This window comes from Amycolatopsis sp. NPDC003731, from assembly GCF_053586895.1.
The window spans coordinates 1-9782 of sequence record NZ_JBSFNC010000237.1 but is presented as its reverse complement, the minus strand read 5'-3'; the positions used below and the strand labels follow the sequence as shown (position 1 = coordinate 9782).

Below are 9782 nucleotides of genomic sequence, written 5' to 3'. Positions count from 1 at the left end.
GGCGGCCGCACCCGCGGTGGCCGCCGTGGCCGCGCTCGCCTTCGCGGCGCCGATGGTGGCGAGGTAGCCCAGCGCGGCGCCGCCCAGGACGATCGGGGCGATGATCGCGCGCAGCCCGCCGTTGACGTCGGCCAGCTCCGCGGCCAGCGCCCGGCACCGGTCGCACTCGTCGAGGTGGCTCTCCACCTGGGCGCGTTCCCGTTTGGACAGTCCGTCGCGGGTCCACGCGCCGAGCCGCTCGGCGCAGGCGCGGCAGCGTTCCTCGGCGTTCTCCTGCAGGTGGACCTGCAGGTACGCCTGGCGGAGGCCTTCGCGGGCGCGGTAGGCGAGCGCGGAGACGCCGTTCGCGGTCAGGCCCAGCAGCGGCGCGACCTCGGCCGGGCTCTGCTGCTCGATCTCGGTGTGCCAGAGCACCGCCTGCCAGCGTTCCGGCAGCCGCGCGAACGCCTTGGCGGCCATCGTCCGCTCGAGGCCGGCGACCGCGGTGTCGGAGAACGGCACGGTCAGCGCCTCGGCCGCGGCGCCGCCCACCTCGGTCATGTCCTCGTTGAGGTCGACCCGGCGTTCCTTGCGGGTGCGGTCGTACGCGGTGTGACGCAGGGCGGTGAGCAAGTACGCCCGGAAGGCTGTGTCCGGCCCCTTGCCGCCACGGAGCGTGTCGAGCACCTTGGCGAACGCCTCGGACACGAGATCGTCGGCTTCGGAGCTGGAGCGGGCCAGCTGGCGGGCCAGATTGCGGGCCGCGCCGGTGTGCCGTTCGTAGAGCGTCCCGTACGAGTCGATCTTCCCGGAGCGGACCTCCGCGATCAGCTCGGCGTCACTCTTTCCGCTGAGATCGGCGGGAACGGTGGACACGGCACTCCTCGGTCGGCTAGAGCCAGGACCTGCCATTACAGGCCGATCCGGGACGCGAGACAAGTGTGACTGACCCGCCTCCGGCGGTCACGTCGTGGTGGGGGTGATGACTCCGACGGCGGAGCAAAATCACCCACCCCCGGGCCCGCCCGGGGAAAAGCGCCGAGACAAAAACTGGTCAGTACGCGTCACGGGGCCCACCGGGGTGCGTCCTCATCGTGAAGCACCGAACAAGATCGTTGCGAACCGGACGAAAGGGGCGGGTGGCCAGTGGATGTTCCGGCTGCGCGACCCGGCTCCGGTGACACCCCGTCCACGCCGGCCGAGCGGGACGCCTCCCTGCGTGCGCTGCGGGCCCGCTGGCGCACGGCCAGCCTCGCCGCGGGCTGGCGGTTCCCCAGCGACTGGGCCCTGCCCGAGGTCGACGCCGTCTGCGCGGCGGTGATGGCGAAGGGCCGCGTCGAAGCCGCCGAAACCGCGCTGGCCGGCCTGGCCAGGGCCCGCGCGGCGGCCGGTGCGGGGCTCGCGGAGACCCTCTCCGACCTCGCCGCACTGCACGCCGTGCTCGGCCACAGCGGCGACGGGTTCGTCTCGCCGGACGTCGACGCCACGCCGGCGCGGCTGCTCCGGACCACCGCGCTGGCCTGGGCCGACGTCGCCACCGACCAGCTCGTGCACACCGAGGTCACCGACCCGCTGACCGGCCTGCCGTCGGCCGCCTACCTGCGCACCCGGCTCGCGGAGGTCTACCGCGCCGCCGAGGCGCGCGAGCGGCCGGCCGCCGAAGACCACGTGCTGCTCGTCGTCTCGCTCGACCTCAGCGCCGTCGCCGGGTTCCCGCGGCTGACCGGGATGATCCTGGTCGCGGACGCGCTGCGGACCGTGTTCGACAGCGGCCAGAGCGTCGCCTCGCTGGGCCCGTCCGTCGTCGCGGCCCTGGTCCCGAAGGACGAGCGGGTCGCTTCGCAGGGGGTCGCGTTGCGACGGGCGTTGCACGAGCGGCTGCAGGTCGACGCCCAGCTGGCGGACGTTGGCCGTCCGCGTGTCTCGGCGGTGCGGCTGCCGGCCACCCACGAGCTCGCCTGCGACCTGCTGGCCCACCTGGCGCGCGCGTAGAACACCGGAAAAGTCCGGTTTCGCCCGGACCCTTCCGACCGGGACCGGGCCGGTCATGATTTCCTGGTGCGGTGACCCGGACCGTACCCACCGACGTCGACGGCGAGATCGCGGCCAGACCCCAGCACCGGCTGGCCCTTCGGAAATCACTCGCCCGGCTGTCCGTCCGCCCGCGGTCGATCCTGATCCTGTCGGTGATTCCGCTGGTCGCGATCGGGTACGGCATCTACGGCTGGCAGCACGACTGGGTGCTCGGCGTCGACAGCGCGGTCTACCGCGCGGGCGCCCTCACCCTGCTGCACGGCGATTCCCTCTACGACGCGAACACGCTGCCCAACGAGCCGTGGTGGGCGCTGCTGCCGTTCACCTACCCGCCGACGGCGGCATTGATCTTCGTCCCGCTCGCGGCGTTCCCCACGCAGATCTCGTGGGGCCTGATCACGGCCGTCTCGCTGGGGGCGATGGCGCTGTCGATCCGGATCGCCATCGGCGCGCTGCCGCGCCCGGCCGCGGACGGCCCGCGCTGGTGGGCCTCGCCCGCCCGCTCGACCATCGTGTTCTTCCTGGTCTTCCTCGGTCTCGAGCCGGTCTGGCGGACGATCTTCCTCGGCCAGATCAACCTGATCCTGATGGCCATGATCCTGCTCGACATGCTGGTCATCGGCGCGCGGGGGAGCCGCTGGGGCGGCGTCCTGGTCGGCGTCGCGGCGGCGATCAAGCTGACGCCGCTGGTGTTCCTCGGGCACCTGTTCATCACCGGCCGCCGCATGGACGCGCTGCGCGGGCTGGCCACGTTCATCGTGCTCCAGGGCCTGATGTTCCTGATCAACGCGCACGACGCGGCGAAGTACTGGACCGTCACGCTGCCGGACACCGGCCGGATCGGGCCGGTGCACTGGGCGGGCAACCAGTCGCTCAACGCGCTGATGAACCGGGCCACCGACCTCGCGCCGTGGGCGTCGAAGGCGGCGATGGGCATCGGCTTCCTGCTCGCCGTCCCGGCGCTGTGGCTGCTGCTGCGGTTCCACCGCAAGGGGCAGGCGCTGGCCGCGATGCTCGTGACGGCGTTCTGGACGCTGCTGATCTCGCCGATCTCGTGGACGCACCACTGGGTCTGGGTGATCCCGCTGATCGTACTGCTGGTCTCGCGGCTGCCGAAGACCACCCCGAAGACGGCGTGGAAGCGCTGGGTCGGGACCGGGCTGGTGGCGTTCGTGTTCGTCAGCTGCGTGCTGCTGATCCTGCCGAACGGCCGCAACGTCGAGCTGCACTGGAAGGTGTGGCAGAACGTGCTGGGCGACGCGTACATCCTGATGCCGGTCGTGCTGGCCCTCGCGCTCATCCTGCGCTGGGGGCTGTTGCGGCGGGCGCGGAAGAAGGCGGCCGCGGATGCCGACGTCCCCGCCGGGGTCTGAGGCGCGTACCGGCCGCGTCCTCGCCGGGGTTCTCGCTCTCCTCGTCCTGGCCTTCGGGGTGGTCGGCTGGCTGGCCGGCTGGCACCTGGGCGCGGACAGCGCCGTGTACCGCGCGGGGGCGTTGACGCTGCTGCACGGCGACCCGCTCTACACGCGGGACGTGCTGACCGCACTGCCGGACTGGGTGCGCCTGCCGTTCACCTACACACCGGCCGCCGCGCCGCTCTTCCTGCCGCTCGCCCTCGTGCCGTCCGGGCTGGTCTGGGGCGTGATCGCGGTTTTGTCGGTGGTCGGTCTTATGGTCGTCATCACGGTGGTTTCGTCGCCGCCGGGGGGCTCGTCGCTTCTGGGAAGAAGCCGGTGGGCCTTGCCGGCGGGAACGGCCGTCGCGCTGGCGCTGGAACCGGTGTGGAAGACGCTGTTCCTGGGCCAGATCAACTTGATACTGATGGCGTTCGTGGTGCTGGACGTCCTGGTGCTGTCGGCGCGGAGGTCGCGCTGGGCGGGCGTGCTGATCGGCGTGGCAGCGGCGATCAAGCTGACCCCGCTGATCTTCGTGCCGCACCTGTTCTTCACGGGCCGGTGGAAGGACGGGCTGCGGGCCCTGGGCACGTTCGCGGCGCTCGAAGCGGTGATGTTCGCGATCATCCCGGCCGACGCGGTGCGGTTCTGGCGGGATTCGGCGACCGACCCGAGCCGGGTCGGGTCGGTGCACTGGATCTTCAACCAGTCGCTCAACGGGCTGGTCAACCGGGCCTCCGCGCTGGCGCCCTGGTCGCTGGCGGTGGCGGTCGGGGCGGCGGCGGTGCTCGCCGTGCCGGCGGTGTGGCTCGTCGTGCGGCTGCACCGGCGTGGCGAGGACGCGGCGGCGCTGCTCGTGACGGCGTTCTACGGGCTGTTGCTGTCGCCCGTGTCGTGGTCGCACCACTGGGTGTGGTGCGTGCCGTTGATCACGCTGCTGCTGGTGAAGGCGCGGTGGTGGGCCGCGGCGGCGGTCACGGCGCTGTTCGTCTCGCAGGTCGTGATGCTCGTGCCCAACGGCGGGGACGTCGAGTTCGGCTGGGGCCTGGGGTGGTCGGTCCTCGGCAACGGCTACGTGCTCGCGGCGGCCGGCGGCATCCTGGGGCTCGCGGCGCGTGAGCTTCGTCTGGTCCGGCGGTCACCCCAGGTCGTGACCGTTTAGGCTGACTGGCGCTATGGACAAACACACCGGTCTGCCCGTCGTGGGCATGGTGGGCGGCGGCCAGCTCGCCCGGATGACCCACCAGGCGGCGATCTCCCTCGGCCAGTCCCTGCGCGTGCTCGCCGCGGGGGAGAACGAAGCCGCGGGGCTCGTCGCCGGCGACGTCACCATCGGCCACCACACCGACCTCGAGGCGCTGCGGAAGTTCGCGGCGTCGGTCGACGTGCTCACCTTCGACCACGAGCACGTGCCGGGGGAGCACCTGCTGACGCTGGCCATGGAGGGCCACGTCATCCGGCCGGCGGCGTCCGCGCTCGGCTTCGCGCAGAACAAGCTCGTGATGCGCGAGATGATGGCGGGCCTCGGCGTGCCGGGCCCGGCGTTCGCCGAGGTGTCCTCTGTGGACGACGTGGTGGCGTTCGGCGCCGAGCACGGCTGGCCGGTGGTGCTCAAGGCGGCGACCGGCGGGTACGACGGCCGTGGCGTCTGGATGCTCGACACCGCGCAGCACGCGCGCGAGACCGTGCCGGAGCTGCTGGCCGCGGGCACGGCACTGCTGGTGGAGGCGAAGGTGGCGATGCGGCGGGAGCTGTCCGCGCTCGTCGCCCGCTCGCCCTTCGGCCAGGGTGCGGCGTACCCGGTGGTCGAGACGGTGCAGACCGGCGGCATCAACACCGAGGTCCTCGCCCCGGCGCCGGGGCTCGACGACTCGCGGGTGCACGAGGCCCAGGACCTGGCGCTGCGGATCGCGTCGACCCTGGACGTCACCGGGCTGCTCGCGGTCGAGCTGTTCGAGACCGACACCGGGCTGCTGGTGAACGAGCTGGCGATGCGCCCGCACAACTCCGGGCACTGGACCATGGACGGCTCGCGCACGTCCCAGTTCGAGCAGCACCTGCGGGCGGTGCTCGACTACCCGCTGGGCCGGACGGACTTGATCGCGCCCGCGTGCGTGATGGCGAACGTCCTGGGCGCGCCGGAGCTGCCCGAGATGGGGCCGGACGAGCGGCTGCACCACCTGTTCGCGCGGTACCCGGAGGCGCGGGTGCACCTGTACGGCAAGCAGGAGCGGCCGGGCCGCAAGCTCGGGCACGTGAACTTCACCGGCGAGCGCATGGAGGACCTGCGCAACCGCGCGCTGCTGTCCGCGCACTGGCTGTCCCACGCCGTCTGGCTCGACGGCTACGAAATCCACTGACGGGAGAGGTCGGTATGGCGCCGCAGGTGGGCGTGATCATGGGCAGCGACTCGGACTGGCCGACGCTGGAGGCGGCGGGCGCGGCGCTGGACGAGTTCGGCGTCGAGTACGAGGTCGGCGTCTACTCGGCGCACCGGACCCCGCAGCGCATGCTGGACTACGCGACGTCGGCGGCTTCGCGCGGCCTGCGCGTGATCATCGCGGGCGCGGGCGGCGCGGCCCACCTGCCGGGCATGGTGGCCTCGGCGACCGTGCTGCCGGTGATCGGCGTCCCGGTCCCGCTGAAGTACCTGGACGGCCTGGACTCCCTGCTGTCGATCGTCCAGATGCCGGCCGGTGTCCCGGTGGCCACGGTCTCGGTGGGCGGCGCCCGCAACGCCGGCCTCCTGGCGGTCCGCATCCTGGCGGCGTCCGACGAGGGCCTGCGCGCGAAGATGGCGAAGTTCCAGGCGGACCTGGAGAAGCTGGTGCTGGACAAGGACGCGGCCCTGCGCGAGAAAACCGGCCACTAGCCGGGCTCGCCGGAGCACGAGCCGGCCCGGGCGCGTCGCCGGCCGGCCCGCGCGCCGCGGTCAGCCGTCCAGGTCGCCGACGAGCTGCTGCCTCAGCTCGCGCTTGAGCACCTTCCCCGCCGCGGACACCGGGATCTGCGTCACCACGTGCACCTCGCGGAGCCGCTTGTACGGCAGCACCTTCTCGTTGACCGCGGCCATCAGCGCGTCCGCGTCCAGCGATTCGCGGGGCACCACGAACGCCACCGGCAGCTCGCCGACCTCCGGGTCCGGCCGGCCGACCACCGCGGCCGCCGCGACGCCCGGCATGGTGACGAGCAGCTCCTCGAGCTCGCGGGGGAAGACGTTGTACCCCTTGTACAGCAGCATGTCCTTCTTGCGGTCCACAATGGACAGGTAGCCGTCGTCGTCGAGGATGCCGATGTCGCCCGTGTGCAGCCAGCCGTCCACCAGGGCGGCCGCCGTCTCCTCCGGGCGGTTGCGGTAGCCGAGCATGATCTGCGGGCCGCGCAGGCAGACCTCGCCCCGCTCGCCGACGGGCAGCGGGTCTTCGCCGCCCTCGGGCGGGACGATCTTGACCTGCGTGTCGAAGATCGGCACGCCCACCGAGCCGACCTTGCGCGTGCCCGAGCGGTACGTCGGCGAGATCACCGCGCCCATCGTCGCCTCGGTGAGGCCGTAGCCTTCGGTGACCACCACGCCCGGGAACCGCTCGCGCAGCGCGTTGATCATCGCGTGGTTCATCGGTGCCGCACCCGACCCGATCGAGCGAACTGACGAGAGGTCGGCGGTGTGGAACGACGGTGTCGCGAGCAGGGCCGCGAACAACGCCGGTGCGCCGCCGATGCCGGTGATGCGGAGCCGCTCGGCGTCGGCGACGTACGCCGCCGGGTCGAAGCGCGTGTGCAGGACCATCGTCGTGCCCGCGAGCACCGCCGCGTTGAGGCCGCCGATGATGCCCATCGCGTGGAACCACGGCGTCAGGTTGATCGCGACGCCGGTGCCCAGGCGCGACGGCCACTCGTCCTCGCTGCCGATCTGGTCGAGCGTGACGTCGCCGTGCGCGTCGAGCGCCGGGACCGAGCCGGTGCCCCAGCAGGCGTGCTGGAGCGTGTTGACCACGACGTTGCGGTGCGACAGCCGCACGCCCTTGGACCGGCCGGTGGTGCCACCCGTGTAGGCGAGGTGGGCGAGGTCCTCGTGGAGGTCGAAGTCGACGTCCGGGGGAGTCTCCGGCTGGGCGGCGTGGAACGCCTCGAACTCGAGCGCACCCTCGGGCAGGTCGCCGGTGGGCTGGACGACCACGGTGAACCGCGCCGGGGTCCGGTCGGCGACGCTCGCCAGCGCGCCCGCGACCGGGCCGAACGTCACCACGGCCGCGGCCTCGCAGTCGGCGAGCTGGAAGGCGAGGTCGTCCGGCGGGAGCAGCGGGTTCGCCGGGCTGAAGGTGGCCCCGGCCAGCAGCGTGCCGTAGTAGGCGACCGGGAAGGCCAGGCAGTTCGGCAGGTGCAGCGCCACGACGTCGCCGCGGCCGATGCCGCGTTCGCGCAGAGCGTTGGCGAACCGGCAGGCGGCCCGGTGGGTCTCGGTGAAGGAGAGACTGCGGCCGTCGTGGGCGAAGGCCGTCCGGTCGCCCCAGCGCGCGGCACCCGCCGCCAGGATCGAACCGACGGGGACTTCGGGGTACTCGAGGGAGGTGGGCAGACCGGGCGGCGTCGTCGGCGCGGTGATCGGCATCACCCGACCATACGAACGGTGCGGTCAACGCCACAAGGACGACGTAGGTGAACGAGCGCTAACATCGATAGATCCCTCCCGACGTCGTAGAGAAGGTGACCGGAAGTGACCGACGGCCTGTACCAGCTTGCCGAGGAGCACGAGGAGCTGCGGGCCGCGGTCCGGGCCCTGGCCGAGAAGGAGATCGCGCCGTACGCGGCGGAGGTCGACGAGAACGAGCGCTACCCGATCGAGGCGTACAACGCGCTGGTCAAGTCGGGTTTCAACGCCGTGCACATCGGTGAGGAGTACGACGGGCAGGGTGCGGACGCGGTCGGTGCCTGCATCGTGATCGAAGAGGTCGCGCGGGTCGACGCTTCGGCGTCGCTCATCCCGGCGGTCAACAAGCTCGGCACCCAGCCGATCATCCTGTCGGCTTCGGAGGAGCTGAAGAAGCTCGTGCTGCCCTCGATCGCGTCGGGGGAGGCGTCGGCTTCGTACGCGCTGTCGGAGCGGGAGGCCGGTTCGGACACCGCGTCCATGCGGGCGCGGGCCCGGCTCGACGGTGACCACTGGGTGCTCAACGGCACCAAGTGCTGGATCACCAACGCCGGTGAGTCGTCGTGGTACACGGTGATGGCGGTGACCGACCCGGACGCCGAGAAGAAGGCCAACGGCATTTCGGCGTTCGTCGTGCACAAGGACGACCCGGGCTTCTCGGTGGGGCCGAAGGAGAAGAAGCTCGGCATCAAGGGCTCGCCGACGCGGGAGATCTACTTCGAGAACTGCACGATCCCGGCCGACCGCATCATCGGCGAGCCCGGCACCGGCCTCAAGACGGCGCTGCGCACGCTCGACCACACCCGTCCGACGATCGGCGCGCAGGCGCTGGGCATCGCGCAGGGCGCCCTGGACGCGGCGGTGGCGTACGTGAAGGACCGCAAGCAGTTCGGCAAGGCGATCGCGGAGTTCCAGGGCGTCCAGTTCATGCTGGCCGACATGGGGACCAAGATCGAGGCGGCCCGCCACCTGGTGTACGCCTCGGCGGCGGCCTCCGAGCGCGGCGACAAGCGCGCCGGCTTCATGGCGTCCGCGGCGAAGACGTACGCGTCGGACATCGCGATGGAGGTGACCACGGACGCCGTCCAGCTCTTCGGCGGCGCCGGCTACACCCGCGACTTCCCGGTGGAGCGCATGATGCGCGACGCCAAGATCACGCAGATCTACGAAGGCACCAACCAGATCCAGAAGGTCGTGATGGCCCGGGCTCTCCTCAAGGGCTAGATCGATCTTGATCCGGCAGGGCGGGCGGCAGTCGGGTACCGGTAAACCCGTTGGGGACGAGCGGACCGTGGCGCCATACTGTGGCCAATCCGCCTCAACAGGTGCACGGGGCGCCCGAGGCACAGCCGAACCGGCAGGGTAAGCAGCGACGTGGCGGATGTCGCACGCGTGGTGCGCGATCGGCACCTGCGTATCCCCTGCCGGACCCGCTCACTCCGCAGTCACGCCGAGTTCCCCGACTTCGCCAGGTCGTCTATCAGCCGTCGGCGCCGGCTCGCCCGGCGCGGTTCGGTTCGCTTTCCCACGCTGTGAGGATCGACAGCGCGTCGTGGGACGGCGTGCCCGGTTCGGCCGTCAGGACCATCAGGCGCTGGCCCGAACCGTCCGGGCTGGCCCAGGTGTCGCAGTCCAGCGTCAGGTTGCCGACCAGGCTGTGGCGGTAGTGCTTGGTTCCGTAGCTCGCGTTGTTGACGTGGTGTTCCGCCCACCACGTGCGGAAGTCG

The 9782-nt window shown here is 71.8% G+C and carries 9 protein-coding genes; 6 read left to right on the top strand and 3 right to left on the bottom strand.

Annotated elements, in window-relative coordinates:
* On the bottom strand, positions 1 to 855 hold an 855-nt coding region (locus ACWDN5_RS44860), incomplete at its 3' end, for a sigma-70 family RNA polymerase sigma factor (protein WP_449680562.1).
* 270 nt (positions 856 to 1125) lie between these two features.
* Here ACWDN5_RS44860 and ACWDN5_RS44855 point away from each other — a divergent pair.
* From ACWDN5_RS44855 to purE, 5 genes are all read left to right on the top strand, one after another.
* Positions 1126 to 1971 (top strand): GGDEF domain-containing protein, encoded by an 846-nt coding sequence (locus ACWDN5_RS44855; RefSeq protein ID WP_449680561.1) that lies wholly within the window; start codon positions 1126 to 1128, stop codon positions 1969 to 1971.
* Positions 1972 to 2042: 71 nt separating this feature from the next.
* The gene (locus tag ACWDN5_RS44850) at positions 2043 to 3386 is read left to right on the top strand and encodes a glycosyltransferase 87 family protein (protein ID WP_449680560.1); all 1344 of its coding nucleotides are present in this window, start codon (positions 2043 to 2045) and stop codon (positions 3384 to 3386) included.
* On the top strand, positions 3361 to 4569 hold the full coding sequence (locus ACWDN5_RS44845) for a glycosyltransferase 87 family protein (RefSeq protein WP_449680559.1): 1209 nt from the start codon (positions 3361 to 3363) through the stop codon (positions 4567 to 4569). Before ACWDN5_RS44850 ends, ACWDN5_RS44845 begins: the two co-directional genes overlap by 26 nt.
* Before the next feature lie 13 nt (positions 4570 to 4582).
* The gene (locus ACWDN5_RS44840) at positions 4583 to 5767 is read left to right on the top strand and encodes a 5-(carboxyamino)imidazole ribonucleotide synthase (protein ID WP_310970937.1); all 1185 of its coding nucleotides are present in this window, start codon (positions 4583 to 4585) and stop codon (positions 5765 to 5767) included.
* A gap of 14 nt (positions 5768 to 5781) precedes the next feature.
* Positions 5782 to 6279 (top strand): 5-(carboxyamino)imidazole ribonucleotide mutase, encoded by a 498-nt coding sequence (gene purE / locus ACWDN5_RS44835; protein ID WP_449665703.1) that lies wholly within the window; start codon positions 5782 to 5784, stop codon positions 6277 to 6279.
* Positions 6280 to 6339: 60 nt separating this feature from the next.
* Here the strand turns inward: purE and ACWDN5_RS44830 are convergent, their stop codons facing one another.
* Positions 6340 to 8016 carry a class I adenylate-forming enzyme family protein gene (locus tag ACWDN5_RS44830; RefSeq protein WP_449680558.1) on the bottom strand — a complete coding sequence of 559 codons (1677 nt, stop codon included), beginning with the start codon at positions 8014 to 8016 and terminating at the stop codon, positions 6340 to 6342.
* A gap of 105 nt (positions 8017 to 8121) precedes the next feature.
* On the opposite strand from ACWDN5_RS44830, the gene ACWDN5_RS44825 reads away from it, so the two are divergent.
* The gene (locus tag ACWDN5_RS44825) at positions 8122 to 9279 is read left to right on the top strand and encodes an acyl-CoA dehydrogenase family protein (protein ID WP_310970932.1); all 1158 of its coding nucleotides are present in this window, start codon (positions 8122 to 8124) and stop codon (positions 9277 to 9279) included.
* Positions 9280 to 9535: 256 nt separating this feature from the next.
* Here ACWDN5_RS44825 and ACWDN5_RS44820 read toward each other — a convergent pair.
* The coding region (locus ACWDN5_RS44820; protein WP_449680557.1) for an MmyB family transcriptional regulator at positions 9536 to 9782 on the bottom strand (247 nt) is incomplete at its 5' end.